The 21311-nt window shown below is 65.3% G+C and carries 20 protein-coding genes and 1 pseudogene; 7 read left to right on the top strand and 14 right to left on the bottom strand.

Annotation, left to right across the window (positions count from 1 at the left end; translation table 11 throughout):
- Position 1: 1 nt before the first annotated feature.
- Genes cas1 through csm4 form a run of 4 tightly spaced genes read right to left on the bottom strand, consistent with a single transcriptional unit; the run spans position 2 to position 4210 of the window.
- Entirely contained in the window at positions 2-1015 is a 1014-nt protein-coding gene (gene cas1, locus MSM1_RS09310; protein WP_213441168.1) for a CRISPR-associated endonuclease Cas1, read from the bottom strand.
- Between the two features lie 14 nt (positions 1016-1029).
- Positions 1030-2280, bottom strand: a complete 1251-nt coding sequence (gene csm6, locus MSM1_RS09305) for a type III-A CRISPR-associated CARF protein Csm6 (RefSeq protein ID WP_213441167.1) — start codon at positions 2278-2280, stop codon at positions 1030-1032.
- Positions 2277-3404: a type III-A CRISPR-associated RAMP protein Csm5 gene (csm5, locus tag MSM1_RS09300; protein ID WP_213441166.1), complete on the bottom strand. Its 1128-nt coding sequence runs from the start codon at positions 3402-3404 to the stop codon at positions 2277-2279. The genes csm6 and csm5 overlap by 4 nt, the downstream gene beginning before the upstream one ends.
- Positions 3404-4210 carry a type III-A CRISPR-associated RAMP protein Csm4 gene (gene csm4, locus MSM1_RS09295; protein WP_213441165.1) on the bottom strand — a complete coding sequence of 269 codons (807 nt, stop codon included), beginning with the start codon at positions 4208-4210 and terminating at the stop codon, positions 3404-3406. Before csm4 ends, csm5 begins: the two co-directional genes overlap by 1 nt.
- Between csm4 and MSM1_RS09290 the strand changes: the two genes are divergently transcribed.
- Complete coding sequence (locus MSM1_RS09290) at positions 4146-5468, top strand: ISL3 family transposase (protein ID WP_213440672.1); 1323 nt, start codon at positions 4146-4148, stop codon at positions 5466-5468. The two genes, csm4 and MSM1_RS09290, sit on opposite strands and share 65 nt — an antisense overlap.
- A gap of 239 nt (positions 5469-5707) precedes the next feature.
- Here MSM1_RS09290 and cas10 read toward each other — a convergent pair.
- Positions 5708-7267: pseudogene (cas10, locus tag MSM1_RS09285) on the bottom strand (type III-A CRISPR-associated protein Cas10/Csm1); the annotation flags it as partial.
- Positions 7267-8052, bottom strand: a complete 786-nt coding sequence (gene cas6 / locus MSM1_RS09280) for a CRISPR-associated endoribonuclease Cas6 (RefSeq protein ID WP_213441164.1) — start codon at positions 8050-8052, stop codon at positions 7267-7269. The gene cas6 and the pseudogene cas10, both read right to left, overlap by 1 nt.
- Before the next feature lie 405 nt (positions 8053-8457).
- Between cas6 and MSM1_RS09275 the strand changes: the two genes are divergently transcribed.
- The 3 genes from MSM1_RS09275 (at position 8458) to MSM1_RS22680 (ending at position 11544) form a co-directional block, all read left to right on the top strand.
- Positions 8458-9276: a carbon-nitrogen hydrolase family protein gene (locus MSM1_RS09275; protein WP_213441163.1), complete on the top strand. Its 819-nt coding sequence runs from the start codon at positions 8458-8460 to the stop codon at positions 9274-9276.
- A 287-nt stretch (positions 9277-9563) separates the two neighbouring features.
- Positions 9564-10316: a DUF2993 domain-containing protein gene (locus MSM1_RS09270; RefSeq protein ID WP_307857315.1), complete on the top strand. Its 753-nt coding sequence runs from the start codon at positions 9564-9566 to the stop codon at positions 10314-10316.
- Positions 10317-10395: 79 nt separating this feature from the next.
- Positions 10396-11544: a DUF2993 domain-containing protein gene (locus tag MSM1_RS22680; protein ID WP_213441162.1), complete on the top strand. Its 1149-nt coding sequence runs from the start codon at positions 10396-10398 to the stop codon at positions 11542-11544.
- A 50-nt stretch (positions 11545-11594) separates the two neighbouring features.
- Here MSM1_RS22680 and deoC read toward each other — a convergent pair whose 3' ends face one another.
- The 6 genes from deoC to MSM1_RS09235 all read right to left on the bottom strand — a co-directional run bounded on the left by deoC (position 11595) and on the right by MSM1_RS09235 (position 15784).
- Positions 11595-12272: a deoxyribose-phosphate aldolase gene (gene deoC, locus MSM1_RS09260; protein WP_213441161.1), complete on the bottom strand. Its 678-nt coding sequence runs from the start codon at positions 12270-12272 to the stop codon at positions 11595-11597.
- Positions 12272-12709 (bottom strand): DUF2599 domain-containing protein, encoded by a 438-nt coding sequence (locus tag MSM1_RS09255; RefSeq protein ID WP_236054831.1) that lies wholly within the window; start codon positions 12707-12709, stop codon positions 12272-12274. Before MSM1_RS09255 ends, deoC begins: the two co-directional genes overlap by 1 nt.
- 4 nt (positions 12710-12713) lie before the next feature.
- Positions 12714-13004, bottom strand: a complete 291-nt coding sequence (locus tag MSM1_RS09250; protein WP_213441644.1) for a DUF2516 family protein — start codon at positions 13002-13004, stop codon at positions 12714-12716.
- A gap of 136 nt (positions 13005-13140) precedes the next feature.
- Positions 13141-13755, bottom strand: a complete 615-nt coding sequence (locus MSM1_RS09245; RefSeq protein ID WP_213441160.1) for a heparin-binding hemagglutinin — start codon at positions 13753-13755, stop codon at positions 13141-13143.
- 174 nt (positions 13756-13929) lie between these two features.
- The gene (locus MSM1_RS09240) at positions 13930-14343 is read right to left on the bottom strand and encodes a helix-turn-helix domain-containing protein (protein WP_213441642.1); all 414 of its coding nucleotides are present in this window, start codon (positions 14341-14343) and stop codon (positions 13930-13932) included.
- Between the two features lie 100 nt (positions 14344-14443).
- A complete protein-coding gene (locus MSM1_RS09235) occupies positions 14444-15784 on the bottom strand; it encodes a DUF445 domain-containing protein (RefSeq protein WP_236055861.1) in 1341 nt (446 codons plus the stop codon).
- A gap of 163 nt (positions 15785-15947) precedes the next feature.
- Between MSM1_RS09235 and MSM1_RS09230 the strand changes: the two genes are divergently transcribed.
- The 3 genes from MSM1_RS09230 (at position 15948) to MSM1_RS09220 (ending at position 18687) form a co-directional block, all read left to right on the top strand.
- On the top strand, positions 15948-16649 hold the full coding sequence (locus MSM1_RS09230) for a TetR/AcrR family transcriptional regulator (RefSeq protein WP_213441158.1): 702 nt from the start codon (positions 15948-15950) through the stop codon (positions 16647-16649).
- A 9-nt stretch (positions 16650-16658) separates the two neighbouring features.
- The gene (locus tag MSM1_RS09225; RefSeq protein ID WP_213441157.1) at positions 16659-17669 is read left to right on the top strand and encodes a prenyltransferase; all 1011 of its coding nucleotides are present in this window, start codon (positions 16659-16661) and stop codon (positions 17667-17669) included.
- Between the two features lie 154 nt (positions 17670-17823).
- Positions 17824-18687 (top strand): cyclopropane mycolic acid synthase family methyltransferase, encoded by an 864-nt coding sequence (locus MSM1_RS09220; RefSeq protein ID WP_213441156.1) that lies wholly within the window; start codon positions 17824-17826, stop codon positions 18685-18687.
- Positions 18688-18833: 146 nt separating this feature from the next.
- On the opposite strand, the gene MSM1_RS09215 is transcribed toward MSM1_RS09220, so the two are convergent.
- Positions 18834-19697 (bottom strand): 3-hydroxybutyryl-CoA dehydrogenase, encoded by an 864-nt coding sequence (locus tag MSM1_RS09215; RefSeq protein WP_213441155.1) that lies wholly within the window; start codon positions 19695-19697, stop codon positions 18834-18836.
- 139 nt (positions 19698-19836) lie between these two features.
- Positions 19837-21123 carry an isocitrate lyase gene (gene aceA / locus MSM1_RS09210; protein WP_213441154.1) on the bottom strand — a complete coding sequence of 429 codons (1287 nt, stop codon included), beginning with the start codon at positions 21121-21123 and terminating at the stop codon, positions 19837-19839.
- Positions 21124-21311: the final 188 nt, after the last annotated feature.

Raw genomic sequence — 21311 nt, 5'->3', positions numbered from 1 at the left:
CTTACCGTGCGCTGCCCGCGCTAATTTCGATGTCGGCGAACAGCGACGGCGATCGCGCCTCGATTGCCCGGACCAGGCTCTGCAATTGAAGGTCGAGGGCGTATTGAAAAGTGTACCGGTGGGGATCACCTCCGATGTACGTCGCCGTCCGAGCGATCCGATTCCCAAACGCTCTGACAATAGAACGTATTGCGGTGCGGGCCGCGTACACTGCGCCGGTTTCGGGATTTTTCGTGAAATCGTCAGCATGGACCAGTCTTTCGGCAATCAACCGTAAAACAGTGTCGTCGACGACTGGCGCACGCCAGACTTCCATCAGGTCGCTCGCCAGGGTGGCGTGACCACGCGAATCTTGATGCAGGAAACCGATGTAAGCGTTGAGACTATGCCGCTCGATTGCGCCGATTATATTCTTGTACAGCAGCGAATAACCGAGACTGAGCATCGAGTTGAACGCGTCGGCCGGCGGGCGGGTTGATCGCCCGTTGAACGCGAACTCCTCGGGCACCACTAGCTGCAGTCCGGCGAAATACGCCTTCGCGGCATTGCCCTCGAACCCGTTCAGTTCCGCAAGCGAACCACACCGGCCGACCCATCGCAAAGAATGGCGAATTGGCTGGACATATTCCTGTAGTCGCTGGTCAGCTGGAGCATATGCGGCCAAAAGCGCTTCCTGATGCCGAATCTTCGTGGCAACGATCCTTTTGCCCATGTGCAGACAAAACGCCGGATCGTCGGCACAATAGACCTGGGCGCGAAGCCGGGGTGCTTGAGTCACGGTGGGCGCGGCGATTCGGCCTTTATAGTGTCCGTCGGTACCAAACAGCTGTATGTCGATATCACGCTTCAACATTTCCAGGATGAACGGCGTTGTCATAGTGGGTCGGCCGAACAGGGTGACGCCGTCGAGAGTTTCGATTGGGTAATGCTTCTCGCCGTGCTCGTCGCTCCAGACGACGACTTGGCCGTCAACGAAGCTGACCCGCGACACGGTGTCTGAGACGTACAGCTGCATCGTCGTGGCTGGCCCTAGTCTATTGCCGCGGTGTCGATCAGCCGTTTGGCTTCGGCATTCAACCGGTCGTATAAGGTGAGGTCGGCATCTGTCTCGCGAGCCAATATGTCGAGCAACTCTTGCGCGCTGAGCCCCCCATCCCTCTTCAGCTTGGCGTGGTCAATGGCGACAATCTCGTGTGCGGCCGTGTTCCTAACGCGAGTGGCAAAGTCGCCCAGTGGCTTAAGGCGCCGGTAACTCTCAGGAGAAAACTCTTCCAGAAGCTTGAGCCAATCCTTTGTGAACAGGTACATATAGCGATGCTTCGGCTGCGCCTTCAGGCGGTGGTCAAGAATGGTTCTAATTTCCGGTTCGCGATCCAGTTTTTCACGATCGAGTCGTCCGTCAGGGCTGAGGTAGCGGTCCTCGCGCAAATAGCCAGCCAGCGTGGACTTTAGAGCAGCGTCGATCGCCGGTGTCGCCGCCCGTGCAAAGTCGGCCCACTGCTTGCGTCTCCTGAGAAGGTCGAGTGCGGTCACGTACTCGGCTGCTGCATTGGCGAGGTATTTGAATTTTGTGTTTTCCAGCAGCCTTTCGGACGTGTCGTGGTCGAGGCTCGCTCGGCACCTGAGGGCCCTGATGAACTCTTGTGCAGGCCGTGGCAAACGCGCATGCGGGATGAGTGCCAGGGCCGCCGCGTAGTCGTATGAGTCGATGAGCTGCTTGAGGTTTTCCCGTTCGAGCATGACCCCCAGCGCCTCGGACGAGACTTCGATGCAACGGTTCGTGGCCCCTGGTCGATTGTCGTCGTTGGCCTCCCATAGCAAGTCGAGGTCGTAGTCTGCTGGGTCCTCGCGATCACCGGGGCTGCTCATTGCGTTTTTCGGCGTGTGGACCTGTATGGCCTTGGTGGCGGGAATGCCGAAGGCATTGATCGCGACGAGCGCGCTCTGCATCGCCGGAGTTCCCGAACTGGTGTTAAGTAGAATCTCCTGGCCGGGAAATTCTTCCGCTAACCTAGTAAGTTGCGCACGAAACTCGGGTATGAAAACGTCGAAGCGGTGGACTTGGCCCTCCGCCGACTCTACTTTACGAACCTCAATGGCAGAAGCAAGCCGTTGGATTGCCGCGGTGTAACGCCGATCTTTTTGCTCGTAGCCCGCTAGTTGTGGGCTGAGGAACAGAACCACCACTGCCGGCTGGTAGTGGCGGACAATGTGCAGCATCGGACCGTCGCCCAGCGCGGTGATAGGGTCAGCGGCACCCACCGGAGAGAACAGGATCATCCGCCGGCCCGCTTGATTGACAGCTCGCACATACCCATCTCATAGTGCGTTTCACCGATCTTGGTCAGTTTGAGGACAAGCGGTGAGACGCCCAGCTCTCGGGTTTTTTCGGCGTGTTTGATCTTGGGAAACTGCAGGTCTAGCACCGTCGCCATGTCGTCCTGTTCGGTGACGAACGTCTTGCTGCGGTAGCCCGCGCCGCCGCCTAGATAGACGATGGGGCCTTGCTGCGGTTGATCGTCCCAGAATTTCGCGGCGTAGCCCGCGTAACGCTCTTTGTTGACGTAGCCGGCTTGCCGTTCGAGCGAATCCAGGAACCGTTCGCCATCGGGCCAGCCGCCCTGCTGGGGTGGTCTGGTGTCGACGGTTAGCCGCACCGCGATGGTCGCACCGGCTGTTAAGCACTCACGAAATAGCGGAAGGCCGCCAACATCGCCGTGGACGTTCATGTCAATCTTTTGACAGATCACTAGGTCGCTTGTGCCTAGCGGGGCTGAGTCGCCGACACGGATCGCCTGGAACAGGTCGTTGACCGCGTCCTGCGGACGGTCGGGCAGCCGACCGGCTTTCCGCAGCATCGATCGTTCTGCACGCTCGCCGGATTGGCCCTGTTCCCCCTTGGTCGACCCCTTTACCCGCAGCGGCTGGGGCCTGCGGTGCAACTCGGCTTGCAAGTAGAGGCTGCGCAGCAGTCCTTTGATGCTCGACCCAGGCACATAGGGTTTCCCGTAGGCGTTCTTGATGAACGCGTGGATCTCGTTGAGCGGATGCTGCTCCCGGATGCGCTGGCCGCCCGGGCCTCGTCGCTCACGCCCGGGCGCAAGCGTTCCGATCCTCACCCAGTACCCGCCATGCTTGGCGAGACTTGGTTGAATCCCGTTGCGGCTCAGCCAATCTCCTAGTCGCGACGCGGCCTGGGCGCCACCGGTGTTCATCACGAACTCCTCGAACGACGCCGCCTTGCCCTGTGCGGCGATGTCGGCGTAAAGCCTGTGCATGTCGGGAAAATAGACGATCTGCTTGCCGAGCACGTACTCCTTCGAAGTGCGTTTCTCACCGGAGCCGATAAAGACCGGGCCCAGACATTTCAGGGTCAGTTCGAACGTTTTGAGGTACGCGCTCATCAGGCGATCTCCGGCAGGGCGAGGAACAACGGGCGGGCGTAGCTGTACACCGGGTGGGCTCCGCCCCGGCCGACGTCGGCGATCACACCCTCGAACGGGCGGGTGAAGACCGAGCCCGCCGCCATCTTGTACAGATCGCGCTTGCGGCGCGGCGTCTCGGCGTAAGTGGCCGATGAAATGAACCCGCTGCGCCTGACCAGGCGATAGGTCGCTCCGGCGAGGGCGGGCTCCAGTTCGTGGTCGGCGGGCAGCGCGGTGGACAGTGTCATCAGCAATGCGGCCTCGGTGGTGATTGCCAGCTGTGCCGGGGTTTCGGCTTCGGTGATGGTGAACGTGCCGAAGCCGCTGGTTCGTTCACCACCCAGGCCGGCCAGGCCGTGCAGCAGCCCGCTAAGCAAAGCCAGTTCGGATTCGGTTCCAGTCGCCACCAGCCACAGGCCGGCGTCATCGTTGAAACGGAAATAGGTCACGCGGTAGGGTTCGGCGTCGGCTTTTCCGGTGCGGATCGCGGCCTTGGCCGCCACCGCGTACTCGCCGATCTTGTTTTGCACCTCGGCGAGCTTATCGAGATCGGCCCTGCCGCTCAGGAACGCTCCGAGCTGCTCGACGGGCACGAAGCCGAGCTTTTTTGGGCTCTTCTGACGCTTCCGTGGGCCGGTTGTTGATGTAAGGGGCGCACGTCGTTGTGGCTTAAGGTTTCTGGCTTGTGGAAGGTCAGGAACCAAAGGAGCCAACAACGACGTGCGCAATGTGAGGCTATGGCGTGCGCTGCTGGGTGTCGACCAGCGCACCGTGATCGAAGACATCGAGTTCGAGGAGTTCGGGCAGGAAGACGCCGACGGCGACACGCTGGTGGTGGCGCGGGTGCGGCCGCGAAGTGGTGTTTCGCGCCGTTGTGGCCGCTGCGGTCGCAGGGCGCCCTGGTATGACCGGGGTGAGGGTCGGCGCCGGTGGCGGGGCCTGGATTGGGGCACGATGCAGGTGGTGCTGGAGGCCGATGCGCCGCGGGTGAACTGCCCCGCCCATGGGCCTACGGTGGTGGCGGTGCCGTGGGCGCGCCACCATGCCGGGCACACTTTGGCCTTTGATGACACGGTGGCCTGGCTGGCGGTGGCGTGTTCGAAAACCGCGGTGTGCGAGTTGATGCGGGTCGCCTGGCGCACCGTAGGGGCGATCGTGGCGAGGGTGTGGGCCGACACGGAGAAGAGGATCGACCGGTTTGCGGGTCTGCGTCGGATCGGCATCGATGAGATCTCCTATAAGCGTCACCACAAGTACCTCACGGTGGTGGTTGACCACGACAGCGGCCGGCTGGTGTGGGCCGCCCCGGGCCGCGACACCAAGACGCTGCGGCGGTTTTTCGACGCTCTGGGCGCCCAGCGGTGCGCGCTGATCACCCATGTGTCCGCCGATGCGGCGGAGTGGATTGCCGATGTGGTCGCCGAGCGCTGCCCGGGCGCGATCCGCTGCGCAGATCCGTTTCATGTGGTGGCCTGGGCCACCGAGGCGCTGGATGCCGAGCGGCGCCGGGCCTGGAACGACGCGCGAGCGATCGCGCGCGGCGAGGCCAAATGGGGCTGTGGTCGGCCCAGCAGGAACACCGCGCCGCGGCCGGGTCATGAACGAGCACGGCGGCTCAAAGCCGCCCGCTACGCGCTGTGGAAAAACCCCGAAGACCTCACCGAACGCCAAACCGCCAAACTGGCCTGGATCGCCAAGACCGACACCCGGCTCTACCGCGCGTACCTGCTCAAAGAGGGCCTGCGGCATGTGTTTTCGGTCAAAGGCCAGGACGGCAAAGACGCCCTCGACAAGTGGATCTCCTGGGCGCGGCGCTGCCGCATCCCGGTCTTCGTCGAGCTGGCCCGCCGCATCAAACGCCACCGCGAGGCCATCGACGCCGCCCTCGACCACGGCCTGTCCCAAGGATTGATCGAATCCACCAACACCAAGATCCGCCTGCTCACCCGCATCGCATTCGGATTCCACAACCCCGCCGCGCTGATCGCCCTGGCCATGCTCGCCCTCGGCGGGCACCGCCCCACCCTGCCCGGCCGCGGCTAACACCCCTCCACCAGGGCACCCCTCGGGTTTCCCCTCTCAGACGTCGCCGATTCTGCGCTACCCGCTCGTCGGTGTCCATGTCGTTCCGCCTCGCTGCGCTCGGGGGCTCCACATGGACACCTCCCACCCGGGCAGCGCTACAGGCAACTATCGCGGAAGGGAGCACAAACGAATTCAACCATCAGATCACGGCCCCGAATCGGCCCCACCCACCCACGGATACGTCAGGAGGGCCGGTTTTCTCCGATATAGTATTTGTTTTTGGCGTACAGGCGGCGAGTCTGCGGTTGATCGACCGCCTGCTCGGCGTCGGCCTTGATGAGAAAGTCCAGCCCGGCCCCGAAGGGAAGCGGTAAATCCGCTGATGCGCCGTTACCAATGCGCACGAACTGTCGGGTTTTGTCCTGTATGCGCGGTGAGGCCTCGGTGAGCGCCCGGCAAAGGCTGCACAAGCTGTCGTCGTCAATGGTGCGGTCGACGGTGTGGCAGACCCGGCATTCGCGCTCGCCCGTCTGGCCGTCGTAGTCGTCGGCGTTGAGTCTGCGCAACTGCTGTGCGCTGTAGCGGGCGAGCTTCTTCTGCGACAACTGCGTGCTCATCGTTTTGTAGTAGCCGCTGTAGCGTTGGGCGCGCTCGCGGGCCTGGTCCGCGCTTTCGTTCGGGCGGCGCATCAGATCGTTTGCGCTCAGCGCGATCGATCCCGTCGCCAAAAACAGCCGGGTGGTGAAATTCTTTAACAGCCAGTCGTTGGTCGCACGCTCGAAGCCCACCAGCGCCTGGCGTGCCGCCGCGGTGTGCGGCAACAGCAGATAGGCGTGCCCACCGCCGGAATAGGTCAGGTTTGCCCGGCTCACTTGCGCCCGGTCTAGCAGCTCATCGACAAGATGCTCGGTCAGCAGCTCCAGGTAAAACGACCGCGCGCGCAGCATCTTGGCCGCACCGTCGGAGTGGATGGTGTAGATGAAATCCTGGATGCCTGAAATATCGAAGGTGGCAAGCAGAAACGCCGTGACGCCGTAAAAGGTCTCCTCGTTGTCGAACAGCGCCACCTTGTAGTCGGTTTGGCCGGACTCCCGTAAGTGATGCCAAATGCAGCTGCCGACCGCTGCCGTCAGTTTCATGTGGTCAAACAGCGACACGTCGACAACTTCAGATGCGTCGGTCGACGAGGGCACAAAGGACAGCGTCGCCTCCAGAACGTTCAGCAGGCTGGTCAGGAACGCCTCAGACCTGTCAAGACCCGCCAGAACACTTTCCAATTTGCGGACGATGTCGGGGTAGCGATGCTTGTCGAACTCAATTCTGCGATCGCTCGCAATGTTGATCGGTTCACGATCATCGAGCATCTTTGGGGCGAACGCGAGATTGGCGGGCTCAGGGCCGAACCGGTTGAACACCGAATACAGCGGAGAGTCCGGGTCCCAGGTGCTGGACCCGGCTCCGTCGTCGGATGCGGCCTTGCGGCGATCGGCGCCCGCTGCGATGTTGTCGGCGAGATAGGCGATATACGCTGGGGAATCGACGGCCAAGGCGCCATGCTGGGTCGCAGAACGCAGCGCCTCGGCGTGGTGGTAGCTGATGGCGTCGAGAATGTTGCGGTCGGCGGCGCTGATATGGGGTTCACCCAACTCCTCGCCGAACTCCGCAGGATTGCGATTGTCGCGCAGCCACACCTTCTTCATGAAGGCCCGCCCGATCGCGCTGTGCTTGCCGCGGTAACCGAGCGCGGCGCGTTGGACCGGTTTCCCGATGTCGTGAAGGAGACAACCAATGATGGTCTCGATCAAAGCCGGATCAATCACTGCGGCAGGTCCTTCCGTGATCGAGGCAGTGCATCGACCTGCATTGCCCCCATACCCAGAGACGATTTGATTCCGCAGCCAGAGAACTCTCCAAACCGCAACAGCACCGCAACGTAGCTCGTAAAACAGTCCGCCCCTTTGATAGTGAACGTGGCATATCCAGTGAAGCCCGGGACGCGCGCTGCGCCGATGATAAATTGCTGCGACATCACCCGGTAGGAGGTCAGACGAATGGCCCGCCCAAATTCGTCGATAAGCCCTTCTTCGGGCTCGTCGTCATCGACGATTGCACAGTACTTCTGGGCAAGACTTTGAAACACCAGCCGCGGGTCGGGCCAGAATACGTACTCACCGGCCTGCTTGAAAGCGGTCGGCGTCAGAAAGCTCACGCGGAACCGATTGGTCTCCGGCGGCGCGTAGAACGCCCGTGATAGTTCGCTCAGCGGCACTTTTTCCACCGTGCGCCGAGTAACCGTGATCGAGAGCCCGACGCTGCGCAAGCGGAACCCGGAGAAACTATCCCGAACCAGCGGTTCCACGATATGCGTACCCGCCTCACTGGTCAGGGTGCGGACGTGCCAGTCCAGCACAGTGCTGGAACGGCCCAGCGCACACTGGCTATACGGGTTCACCTTGCAGTTATGCAGTGTCTCGGCATAATCGCCGGAGATCGCATCCATTAGCACGCCGTGCAAGTGCGGCCCGAGCCTCGCGGTCTGCGTCCGGTCCACCGGCGCGTCAGACTGCAACGCGAGTGTCAACCGCGACAACTGCTTCGTCACAACCTACTCCTCGACAAACACAAAGCCGGACATAGTAACTCACAGATCGCCGCCGGTCAAGAGTGAGTCTCGATGTTCCGCAACGGTTCCGCACGGTGGCTCAAGCCGCGCACATTGCGGCCACTGGTGACGGGAAGGGCCAGAGCAACACCTTCCATTCCGCTGCGCTCGGCGCAGCCTTTAGGTCCCGAAGGCCCACTGCCGCGGCCGCTAAAGCGGCCGCGGGACACCACCGGGGTGTCGGTCAACCGGTGGCAGCCTGGCGCGGTCGCAACGCAGCGGCCGACCGTGGCTATCACCGCCTGCCTTTGGCTCACGCTGACAGCACCGCATCCATCGGCCGACGGTGCCGCGCGCCGGCCGCGAGCCGTTCGGCCCGTTAGGCTGGCCCTTTAGGCTGGCGCTATGCGGATAGCGTTGGCGCAAATCCTCAGCGGCACCGACCCGGCGGCGAACCTGCGCCAGCTGCGCGACTACACCACCCGGGCGGCCAACGCCGGGGCTCAGCTGGTGGTGTTCCCGGAGGCGGCCATGTGCCGGTTCGGCGTTCCGCTGGCCTCGATCGCCGAGCCCCTCGACGGGCCCTGGGCCAACGGGGTGCGGCGGATCGCCGCCGAAACCGGGACCACCGTGATCGCCGGGATGTTCACCCCCGCCGGCGACGGACGGGTGAGCAACACGCTCATCGCGGTCGGAGCCGGCGTCGACGCGCACTACCGCAAGATCTATCTCTACGACGCGTTCGGCTTCGCCGAATCGCGCACCGTCGCCCCCGGACGCGAGCCGGTGGTGATCACGGTCGACGGCGTCGGGGTGGGCTTGACCATCTGTTATGACATCCGGTTCCCGGAGCTGTACGTCGAGCTGGCTCGCCGCGGGGCCCAGCTGATCGTGGTCTGCGCGTCGTGGGCCGGCGGGCCGGGCAAGCTCGACCAGTGGACGCTGCTGGCCCGCGCCCGGGCCCTGGACTCGACGAGCTACATTGCCGCGGCGGGTCAGGCCGACCCCGGCGAGAGGCTGCCGGCCTCCGGCGCACCCACCGGCGTGGGCGGCAGCCTGGTGGTCTCGCCGTTCGGCCAGGTGGTGGCCTCAGCGGGCGTGGACCCGCAGCTGGTGGTCGCCGAGATCAACGTCGCCACCGTGACCGCCGCCCGCGACACGATCGCGGTGCTGCGCAACCGTCGCGACTTCACCCGCGCCGATGAGGCAGAATCGCGCAGGTGACAAACCCGCCCGGCCCACCCGGCCCGCTCGGCCCACCCGGCGACGACCAGACGGTGTGGGCTCGCCCTGAGGGGCAGCCGCCCGCGGCGCGGCCGCAGCCACCCCCTGAACCGCCGACCACGCGGATGCCCGCCGGCCAGGCCGAGGGTGCTCTCGCGTCCCAGCCACCACCGCCGCCGCAGCCCCCAGCGTCGGGTTACCCACCACCGCCACCCGGCCGGCCCGCGGGGCCGCAGGCGCCAGCGGGCGTTGAACTCCCCGGCCGGCCGCCCACGAAAGACGCCCGGGTGAAGACCAAACGCCGCCTCCTTCGTGACCCGCTGTCCGTCGCGCTGATCCTCATCACCGTGGCCGCGCTCACCGTCGCCGCGCTGATCGGCGCCGACCTGTACGCCCAGCGCATCGCGGACAACAAGGTGGCTCAGGCGGCGCAATGCGTCACCCGCGACAAGGTGAGCGTGGCCTTCGGCCCGCTGCCGCCGTTTTTATGGCAGCACATCACCGGCCACTACACCGACATCGCCATCAAGACCGCGGGCAACCAAATCAAGGAAGCCAAGGGCATGGCCGCGGACGTGAACATCTACGACGTCGACTTGCACGGCACCACCACCTCGAAGGGCACGATCGGCGCCCTGGACGCCACCCTCACCTGGTCGGCGCAGGGCATCCAGGAGACCGTGCAGGACACGCTTCCGGTGGTCGGTCAGCTGGTCAGCAGCGTCACCACCAACCCCGGCAACGGCACGATCGAGCTGAAAGGCCCGCTCGGGCTGGGCAGTGTCACCGTCAGGCCGCAAGTCGTCGACCAGCGTCTTACGCTGCAGGTGGTGGACCTCAGCGGGCTGGGCCTGCCGTTTCCCAGGGAGAGCGTGCAACCGGCCCTGGACACCTTCACCAGTCAGCTGCTGAGCAGATTTCCCCTCGGGATTCACCCGGACAGCGTGCAGGTCACCCCGACCGGTGTGGTGGGCCGCTTCTCCGCCCGCAACGCGACCATCCCTGCCCAGAGCCAGGATCCCTGCTTCGCGAAATTGTGAGAACCCCGAGGCCCGTGACTCCGCGGATCGGTCCAACCCCACCGCGTCGACGTCGCCGTCATGAGGCAGAATCGCGCAGATGACGACTCCGCAGGGCCCTTCGCCGCACGACCCGTCGAAACGGACTCGACCCGGCCAAAGCCCTCCGCGGCGGCCCGAGCGGCCCTCGGAGTCCCCCACCACCCGGATGCGTCCCGGCCAGTGGCCAGAGGATCGCCCGCAGCAGCCGCCTCCCGGTCCGCAGCAACCGCCTCCCGGCCCGCCGCGACCGGTGCGCCCGCCGGGCGCGCCACCGCAGCGGGGCCCCCGTGACACCGGCTATCCGCCGGGGCAGCGCAGCGGCTCACCGCGCCCCCGGCAACGGCCGGGCGCACCGCCGGTGCCGTCGGGCCAACCCCCCACCCCGCCGGAGCCGGCCACAACGCGGCTGTCCACGCGGTCACCGGCCCCCGGCTCGCCCGCAAAGGGCGCCAAAGACAAGCGTCGCTTCGCGGGCAATCGGCTCTCCCTCGTGTTGGTCCTGGTGATTGTGGTGCTGTCCGTCGTGGCCGGCCTGATCGGCGCCGAACTGTACGTTCGCAACCTTGCGAACAGCAAGGTTGCCCACGCGGTGCAGTGCGAGGTGCAAGACAGCGCCAACGTGTCGTTCGCCTTTCCCCCGCCAGTGCTGTGGCAGTACCTCACCCGCCATTACCCCGACATCTCCATCCAGACCGCCGGGAATCAGATCCGCGACGCCAAGCGCATGGCGATCAGCATCGACATCCGAGACGTTGCGCTGCGCAATGCGAAGAACTCCAAGGGCACGATCGGGGCGCTCACCGGCACCATCACCTGGTCGGCGGAAGGCATCAAGCAGTCGATCCAAGACGCCATCCCGGTTCTTGGCAGCTTTGTCACCAGTCAGGTCACCACCAACCCGGGTGAGGGGACCGTCGAGTTGCAGGGCCTTTTGGATAAGGCGACGGTCAAGCCACAGATCGTCAACAACGGACTGTCGCTGCAAGTGATCAGCTTGACGGCGCTGGGCAGCAAGTTGTCGACGGACACGGTGCAAAAAAACCTCGACGACCTGACCTCCAAGGCGACCCAGAACTACCCCCTGGGCATTCATGCCGACGGCGTGAAGGTCACCAGCACCGGGGTGGAGGCCACGTTTTCGACCAGCAACGCCACTATCCCCTCCGGAGGTGGCGGCGGCCAGAACCCGTGCTTCGCCGGCCTCTGAAGTAGGAAGTAGGGCGCAGCGGTCGGACCGCGTCGCAGCCCGGCCCGCTTTCAGCCCAGCCCGTCGAGCACTGCGCGCGTGGCGGAAAGCCCCAGTCGTGTCGCGCCCGCGTCGAGCATCGCGACAGCGTCGGCCGCGGTGCGGATCCCGCCACTGGCCTTGACCCCGAGCCGGCCGGCGACGGTCTCGGCCATCACCGCGACGGCACGCACAGACGCCCCGCCCGCTGGATGAAACCCGGTTGACGTCTTGACGAAGTCCGCGCCCGCGTCCTCGGCGACCCGGCAGACCACGCTCAGCGTGCCCGCGTCGGCCCGGCTGAGCAGCAATGCAGACTCCACGATCACCTTGAGCACAGCCGTGGGCACCGCGGCGCGTACCGCCGCGATGTCGGACCGCACGGCGTCGAGGTCTTTAGCTAGCGCAGCGCCCACGTCGATGACCATGTCAATCTCGCTGGCACCGCAAGCGACGGCCAACGCGGCTTCGTGCGCCTTGACCGCGGACGTATGCTTTCCCGACGGAAAACCCGCCACCGCGGCGATCCGCATTCCAGCGGCGGCCGCCGCGGCGATCGGCACCATTGACGGGGAGACGCACACGGCGTGAACCCCCAGCTGGGCGGCTTCGACAGCCACCGCAGCCACGTCGGCGGCGGTGGCCTCCGGTTGGAGCAGGGTGTGGTCTACCAGCGCCGCCAGCTGCTCCCTGGTTGGCCGGCGTGTCACTAGAACGGCTCTTGCCAGCCGCCGGGGTTGCAGCCCGACGCGATCATCGCGGCATCGTCGACGAGCGGGCGCCAGGGCTCCAGGTTCCAGCTGGGCTTGCCGGGTTGCACGAGCTCGGCCAGCTGCCAATGGCAGATGAACTGCTCGCGCATGCCCGCGGTGTCGGCACCGGGAGACAGGGTGAGCACCTCGGCCCAGGCCTCGTCGACTTCAGCGCCGGTCCCCGGCTGCCTGGACGCCGATCGTCCGGCCGGTGTCGGATAGACCCGCAGGCTGGTCGAACGGCCCGATCCCACCCACTCGACGTGATCCACAAAAGGGGGCGTGAATGCTGTCGACGCCTCGGCGCCGGGATCCGCCGACGCCGTGGCCGCTGTCAGTGCGGCAACGACCGCCGCCAGCGGCATCATGGCCAGGGCTCGCCCGCTCCGCCGCATGGCCCTAGCGCGACTTACCCTGAATCTCGAGAAGTTTGGGCCGCACGTCGACCAAATACACCCCCGCTGCGCAGGCGGCGATCACCACGCCCAGCACACCGAATACGTAACTCAGGATCGAGGCCATCGCCACGCCGCCGCCGAGGATCATCAACCACAGCGGCTTGGTCAACTTCTCGGCGGCGGTGTACGCGTCGGCGCGCTGCAGCGCCGCGTGCACGAGCGCATACACCGACGTCAAGAGTACGGCGATCTGAACGATGAGCAGGACATCACCCGCCAAGCCTTGAAGCATCACGCTGTAAGCCTAGGCTGGCGCCACCGGCGGCGTCGACTCCCGGTTACCGAAGGGCAACCGGTGTCGAGCGGTCAGCGGTGGTAAACCGAGAAGCCGCTTGCTTTCGGGCTTACTTTCGGGTTTACTTTCGGGCTTACTTTTGGGTGATCTTCTTGGCCGGGGCCTTCTTCGCAGGGGCCTTTTTGGCCGGGGTTTTCGCGGCAGCGTTCGCGGCGGCAGCCTTTTTCGCCGGGGCGCTCTTTGCGGGCGATCCCTTGGGCAGCTCGATGCCGACCAGCTTGGCCGCGCGCTCACCGACCGCGCGGGTCTGCGCCGCGACCGTGCCCAGCGCCTCCTGGGTCAACTCGACGGCGTGTTCGACGTAGCCCTCGGCGCGCGCGGACACGTCCTCCAAGCCCGCCTGGCTGCGCAGCCGCTCCAGGGCGGCCTCGCCGCGCTCAACCAGCTCGTTATAGCGGGTGGTGGCGGCCTCCAGGTAGCCATCGGCAGCCTCGCGCAGTTCCTCGGCGGTGAACCGCTGGCGCAACTCACGCAACTGCTCGCGCAGCTGCTCCGGCAGATCCTCGCGCAGCTTGGTCAGGCGTGCCCGGCTCTCCTCGACCCGTCCGCGGGTGTCACTGCGGGTCTCTTCCAGACGTTCGCGGAGCTCAGCCAGCAGCTCGTTGACGGTGGCCAACGCCAGATCGGCGGCTCCCAGCGCTGCCAGCAACGGGGCCCTCAGGTCCTCGACGGTCGGGGTTTCCGGCATGGTGTGGTTCCTTTCTTTTTGTCGGGGATTTTTGTTTTTGCCCGGGATTTTTGTCGGGGATCTTTGGAGGTCCTGGTCGTCGAGATTGCTTGGAGGGCCCTGGTGGTCGGGGACCGTTCGTCGGGGGTGGGTGTTGTCGATCGCTTGGTCACGTGAGGACGCCCATCGAGCGGCTCAGGCAGGGGCCGGCTCGTCGCCTCTAGCAGACTCGTCACCTCTAGCAGATTTGCTTTGGTGGACAAATGAGGCGTAGACGTCCAGCAGAACCTGCTTCTGCCGCTCGGTTATCGCCGTGTCGGCGATGATGGCGTCACGCACCTGGCTGCGCTCGCCGGGCTCGAGGATCCCGGCCCGGACGTAGAGCACCTCGGCGGAAACCCGCAGCGCCTTGGCAATCTGGTTGAGCACCTCAGCGGAGGGCTTACGCAGGCCGCGCTCGATCTGGGAGAGATACGGGTTGCTGACACCGGCCTTTTCGGCCAGTTGCCGCACCGACACCTGCGCGGCTTCACGCTGCGCCCTGATGAAGCTACCGATGTCTGATGCCGCGCTGGACACCACTGCGGCCAGCTTGTCCTCCTGCGGCAATGGCATTGGCAACCCCTGAGTGTCTGCAGTGTCGGCGCGGACGTGAACCAGGGTACGGCCTTGCGCTAACTATTGCAAGCGCAAGTTAGCGCAGTTCGGCTCAGACCAGTAGCTGCGCGACGGTGTGGATCGCCAACCCGGCCAACGCGCCGACCACGGTGCCGTTGATCCGGATGAACTGCAAATCGCGACCGACGTGCAACTCGATGCGGCGGCTGGCCTCCCGGGCATCCCAGCGCTCGATCGTGTCGGTGATGATCGTGGTGATCTCCGACCCATAGTGGGACACCAGGTGCTGGGCGGCCCGGATGATCCACTCGTCGGTCTTATCCCGCAGCTCGGCATCGTCGCGCAGGGACTCCCCGACCCGGATCACGGTGTCGGCGATGCGGGCGCGCAACGCGCTGGCGGGGTCGTCGACTCCCTCGATCACCAGTCGTTTGAGGGTCGTCCACGCGGTAGCGGCGGCGTTGGTGATCTCGTCGCGGGCCATCAGCTGGTCTTTAACGCGTTCGGCGCGGGCGATGGTGGCCGGATCGTGCTGCAGGTCGGCGGCGAATTCGAACAGAAAGCGCGTGGCCGAGCGGCGCAGTTCGTGGCCGGGGTTGCGGCGCACCTTGTCGGTGAAGTCCATCAGCTCGCGGTGAATACGGTCGCCGACGAGATGGTCGATGAAGCGTGGCGACCAGCTCGGCGAGTCGCGTTCCACCACCCTCTGGATCACCTCACCGGCGCTCAGCGACCACTGAAATGCACGGTCTGCGAGCAACTGGATCAAGGCCTCCTGGCGATTCTCGGCCAGCACGGTGGCCAATACCCGGCCAACCGGGGGGCCCCACTGGGGTTCGGCGAGGCGCTTGATGATCGTGCGGTCGATCACATGCAGGACATCCTCGTCACGCAGCAGCTCCACCAGCACGCGCAACACCGTCGCCGCCTCGGCGGCGACCCGCTGCGCATGCCGGGTATCGGAGAGCCACCTGCCCAACCTCACGGCGATTTGCGCGTCCCGCAGCTTGGTCCCCACCACCGGTGGCGACAGGAAATTCTCCCGGACAAAAGTGCCCAGACCCGCGCCGAGCTGGTCTTTTTTACGCTCGATGATCGCGGTGTGCGGGATCGGCAGGCCCAGTGGATGCTTGAACAACGCGGTGACCGCAAACCAGTCCGCGAGCGCGCCGACCATGCCCGCTTCTGCGGCCGCACCCACGTAACCCGCCCACGCGGGAGCCGAACCTTCGGCTTGCAACCACCGGCAGCCGACAAACAGCGCGCTGGCACCGGCCAGGAAGGCCAAGGCCACCACTTTCATCCGGCGCACCGCCCGGCGCCGCTCGGCGTCGGCCTTCGGATCCGCCCCGGCAAACGATTCGGCGAAGGAAGCGGGTGCTCGATGCCGACCAGCGGGCACGGTCACCGGGTCACCGGTCGGTGCCGGCAGGGCCGACGGTGAGGTTTTCACGGCCACGGCACCATCATCCGCCACCGTCCTGCGCGCCCGGTGTGACCGGCGGCCCAGGCCCGTAGCGGGTCGCGTCACATGCGGCACGAGGCGCCCAACGGGCCGTACTATCGAGGGGTCAAGTGAATGGGATTTCGCGAGAGTGGCAGAGCATCTCCTGGCTGGGACAGTAAAGACCGATGGTCGCAAGCGGCGTTGGCATAAGCACAAGGTCGAGCGCCGCAATGAGCTGGTCGACGGCACCATCGAAGCGATCCGCCGGCACGGTCGCTTCCTGAGCATGGACGAGATCGCCGCCGAGATCGGGGTCTCCAAGACGGTGCTCTACCGCTACTTCGTCGACAAAAACGATCTGACGACCGCGGTGCTGATGCGGTTCGCTCAGACCACGCTGATCCCCAACATGGCCGCTGCGCTGTCATCCGACCTCGACGGTTTCGACCTGACCCGCGAAATCATCCGGGTCTACGTGGAAACGGTCACCGAAGAGCCCGAGCCGTATCGGTTCGTGATGGCCAACAGCACCCCGACCAAGAGCAAGGTCATCGCCGATTCCGAGCGCATCATCGCCCGGATGCTCGCGATGATGCTGCGTCGGCGCATGGAAGAGGCCGGGATGGACACCGGCGGGGTGGAGCCGTGGGCGTACATGATCGTCGGCGGTGTGCAGTTGGCCACCCACTCGTGGATCTCCGATCCCCGGATGAGTGCCGACGACCTGATCGACTATCTGACCATGCTGTCGTGGAGCGCAATCTGCGGGATTGTCGAGGCCGGCGGGTCGCTGGAGAAATTCCGGGAACAACCGCACCCGTCACCGATCGTGCCGCCGCGCGAGCGATGAGGCCCGGGTATGGCTGAGCTGACCGCCCGGTCCCGGTTGCGGTCGTGGGGGTATGCCCTGCGCACCACCAACCCGCCGCCCGGTCAGCCGATCGACAGCGTCACCCGCTGGCTGGTGGTCACTCGCGCGGCGGTGCTGCCGATGACCCTGTTCGCCGGGCTGATCGCCGCGCTGCTGGCGCTGGGCAAGCCCGGCCTGGACGGGCGCTGGCTGGCGCTGGCCATCGCAGGAATCATCTGCGCGCATATCGCCAACAACTTGATGAACGACCTGTATGACACCCAGGCCGGCACCGACAGCGCCACCTACCCGCGGGCGCTCTACGCCCCGCACCCGGTGCTTTCCGGGCTGGTCAGCCGCCGGACGTTGGTGGGGGCGATTCTCCGGGTGAACCTGGCCGACCTGGCGATTCTGGTGGTGCTGACGGTGGCCCGCGGCTGGCCGGTGGTGGCTTTTGCGCTCGGGGGATTCGTGCTGAGCGTGGCCTACGCGGCACCCCCGCTGCGGCTGAAGAAGCACGGCCTGGGCGAACCCGATGTCTTCGTCGTGTGGGGCCCGCTGATGGTGTGCGGAACCTACTATGCCGCGGTCGGCTCGGTCGGCTGGGATGTTGTCCTGGCGTCGCTCCCTTACGGTCTGCTGTGCACTACGGTGCTGATGGGCAAGCACATCGACAAAATCCCCTATGACTCGCCGCTGGGCATCCGCACACTGCCGGTGATTATCGGCGCCACCCGCGCCCGCGCCGTGACACTGGCGCTGATGGTCGGGTTCTACCTGTTGGTCGGCCTGGCCGTGCTGGCCGGGGCGATGCCGTGGCCCGCATTGGTGGTCCTCGCGGCGTTGCCCCGGCTGGTGCGAATCTGGCCGCATTTTCGCCGCCCGCCGCCCGACCGGCCGCCACCCGGCTATCCGGTGTGGCCGCTGTGGTATGCCGCCCTGGCCTGGGTGCATGTCCGGCAGGCCGGCGCACTGCTGGTTGTGGGCCTCGCGATCGCCGCCGTGCTGCGTGCGATGTGACCCGGCCCTGTTGCGTGCGCGCCGCCGGCGAATACAATGCCACAACTCACGACAGCTAGCACGCGACGGCTGCATCTCGGTGGCTGCGGGGGTTTTGGCAACCCCTCCAGATACCCGATGACGGCGTTGGACGCGCAGGAAGGCCCAGGTCGGCATGGCGCAGCAACTCACCCCATATTTCCAGCAGGTGCAGGCCCACTATGACCTCTCCGACGACTTCTACCGCCTTTTTCTCGACCCGACACGGACCTACAGCTGCGCCTACTTCGAGCGCGACGACATGACCTTGGAAGAAGCGCAGATCGCCAAGATCGATCTGGCGTTGGGGAAGCTGAGCCTGGCGCCCGGGATGACGCTGCTGGACATCGGATGCGGTTGGGGCGCCACCATGAGACGGGCGATCGAGAAGTACGGTGTCAACGTCATCGGCCTCACGCTGTCGAGAAACCAGGCCGGATACGTCCAGCGGATGTTCGACCGAATGGACACCTCCTGCGGCAGGCGGGTATTGCTGGCGGGTTGGGAGCAATTTCACGAGCCCGTCGACCGCATCGTCTCCATCGGCGCGTTCGAGCACTTCGGCCTGCAACGCTACCCAGCCTTTTTCAGGATGGCCCACGAGGTGCTGGTGGCGGGCGGCGTGATGCTGCTGCACACCATCGTTCGGTTGACCTTCAGGGAGGCCAGGCGGCTGGGGCTGTCGCTGACGCGCGAACTGGTCGAGTTCTGCAAGTTCATTCTGGCGGAGATATTTCCGGGCGGCTGGCTGCCGTCAAGCCCGATGGTCGAGGAATTCGCCCTGGCGACGGGGTTCCGCGTGACCCAAATCCAAGCGTTGCAACCCCACTACGTGCGGACCCTGGAAGCCTGGGCGGCCAACTTGGAGGCCAACAAGGACCGAGCCATCAAGACTCAGTCCCCAGAGACCTACGACCGCTACCTGCGCTACCTGACGGGCTGCGCGAAGCTGTTCCGTGAGGGGTACATCGACGTGCGGCAGTTCACGCTGCAGAAATAGGCTCCGGAATAGATTCCCGCCCCATCACCGCAGAAACCGGTTGCGTCGCACCACTTTCAGAAAATTCCAGCCCGCACAACGCCGGCCGTGGCTTCGTGGCCAGGAGATGGTCCGTGCCAGTCGGCCCGTTCGTGCCCGTAGGGGTATCAGTAGGAGTAAAAGCCCCGGCCGGATTTCTTGCCCAGAAAGCCCGCATCGACCATGCGCGCCAATAGTGGCGGCGCACCGTATTGCGGCTCTTTGAACTCCTCGAACATGGTGTCTGCGATCAGCTTCAGGGTGTCCAGGCCCACCAGGTCGGATAACCGCAGCGGTCCCATCGGATGGGAAAGACCGGCCACCACCGCCCTATCGATGTCTTCGACGGTGGCGAACTTGGACTCGACCATCCGGATCGCCGAGAGGAGGTAGGGCACCAGCAGCCGGTTCACCACAAAGCCCGACTGGTCGGGGCAGCGCACCACCTGCTTACCCAGCACGCTACCGGCGAATTCCTCGACACGATCGGCCGCGGCGCGGTCGGTGACCAGTGTGGAAACCAGCTCGACCAGCGGAAGCGCCGGAACCGGGTTAAAGAAATGCAGACCCAGCACCCGCTGCGGGTTTTGGGTCGCCGCGGCGATCCTCATGATGGGGATGCTGGAGGTGTTGGACGCCAGCACCGCATCGGGGCCGGTGATGATCCGGTCCAGGTCGGCGAAGATCTTGGTCTTGACCGCTTCGTCTTCGACCACCGCCTCGACCACCAGTTGACGGTCGGCGAAGTCTTTCAGGTCGGTGGTGAAGGTCAGCTTGCTCAGGGCACCGTCACGCTCCGGCTCCGTCACCTTGCCCGCGCTGACGGCGCGCTCGAGCGACTTCACGATCCGCGCGCGCCCCGCCGCGAGCAGCGTGTCCGTGATCTCGAACACCACCACATCGACACCTGCGCGTGCGCAGACCTCGGCGATACCCGCGCCCATCTGCCCCGCTCCGACAACCCCGACCCGCTGGATCGCTACCTCGCCCACTGTCACTCCAGTCGTCTTGTCATGCACCGCTACCGGCCCCGCCAGCTTGGCTGGGCGGGGCCGGTGCTGTCAACTTCAGGCGCCCGAGGGTTGCGGGCCGCCGGCGCCGCCGCGACGGCAGCTTTGCCGGGCGTGGCACTCAGTGGAACTGGGCCTCCTCGGTGGAGCCGGCCAGCGCGGTCGTCGACGACGCCGGGTCCACGGTAGTGGCAATGCGGTCGAAATAGCCGGCGCCCACCTCGCGCTGATGCTTGGTTGCGGTGTAACCGCGCTCCTCGGCAGCGAACTCGCGTTCCTGCAACTCGACGTAGGCGGTCATCTGGTTGCGGGCATACCCATAGGCCAGGTCGAACATCGAGTAGTTCAGCGCGTGGAATCCGGCCAGCGTGATGAACTGGAACTTGAACCCCATTGCAGCCAGCTCTTTTTGGAACTTGGCAATGGTGGAATCATCCAGGTGCTTGCGCCAGTTGAACGATGGCGAGCAGTTGTAGGCCAGCATCTGGTCCGGGTACTCGGCTTTGACCGCCTCGGAGAATCGCTTGGCAAGGTCGAGATCCGGAGTGCCCGTCTCCATCCAGATCAGATCGGCGAACGGCGCGTAAGCCTTGGCCCGCGCGATGCAGGGCTCGATGCCGTTGTGGGTGCGGTAAAAGCCTTCCCGGGTGCGCTCGCCGGTGATGAACGGCCGGTCACGTTCGTCGATATCCGACGTGATGAGCGTGGCCGCTTCGGCGTCGGTGCGGGCGATCACGACGGTCGGGACGTCGCACACGTCGGCGGCCAGCCGGGCGGACGTGAGCGTGCGGATGTGCTGGTGGGTCGGGACGAGCACCTTTCCGCCCAGGTGACCGCACTTCTTCTCCGAGGCCAGCTGGTCTTCCCAGTGGGTGCCGGCCGCGCCGGCGGCGATCATCGCCTTTTGCAGCTCGAAGACGTTCAGCGCGCCACCAAAGCCGGCCTCGGCGTCGGCGACGATGGGCGCCAGCCAGTTTTTCACCGACGTGTCGCCCTCAACGTGGGCGATCTGGTCGGCGCGCAGCAGCGCGTTGTTGATACGGCGCACCACCTGGGGCACCGAGTTGGCCGGATACAAGCTCTGGTCGGGATAGGTGTGACCCGACAAGTTAGCGTCCCCGGCGACCTGCCAGCCCGACAGGTAGATGGCCTGCAGGCCGGCGCGCACCTGCTGAACGGCCTGGTTACCGGTCAGTGCGCCCAGCGCGTTGACCCACTCCAGGTCGTGCAGCTGCTCCCACAGCGCCTCCGCGCCGCGCCGGGCCAACGTGTGCTCTTCGACCACGCTGCCCTGCAAAGCGACCACATCGGCGGCGGTATAGGTACGGGTGACGTCCTTCCAGCGCGGATTGGTATCCCAGTCGTGCTGGATCTGCTCGGCGCTTTTCGGCTTGCCCACAGTAGACACTCGGCTGCTCCTCCACGGTCCGTCGTTGCTAAGTTGCAAAGCATCACCGCCTCTTGACGGTGTTGCCGGAACGGCACTTCACTCATGTGTTAAGCCGACAATGGCACAGCTATTCCGTGTGATCTAGCCGTTTCACGTGCCAATTTGGGCGACGATTCGCCCGGATTTTGCAAATTTTGCAAATCTTG

This window comes from Mycobacterium sp. SM1, from assembly GCF_018361265.1.
GTDB lineage: Bacteria > Actinomycetota > Actinomycetes > Mycobacteriales > Mycobacteriaceae > Mycobacterium.
This window is presented reverse-complemented; position numbering and strand designations above follow the sequence as displayed.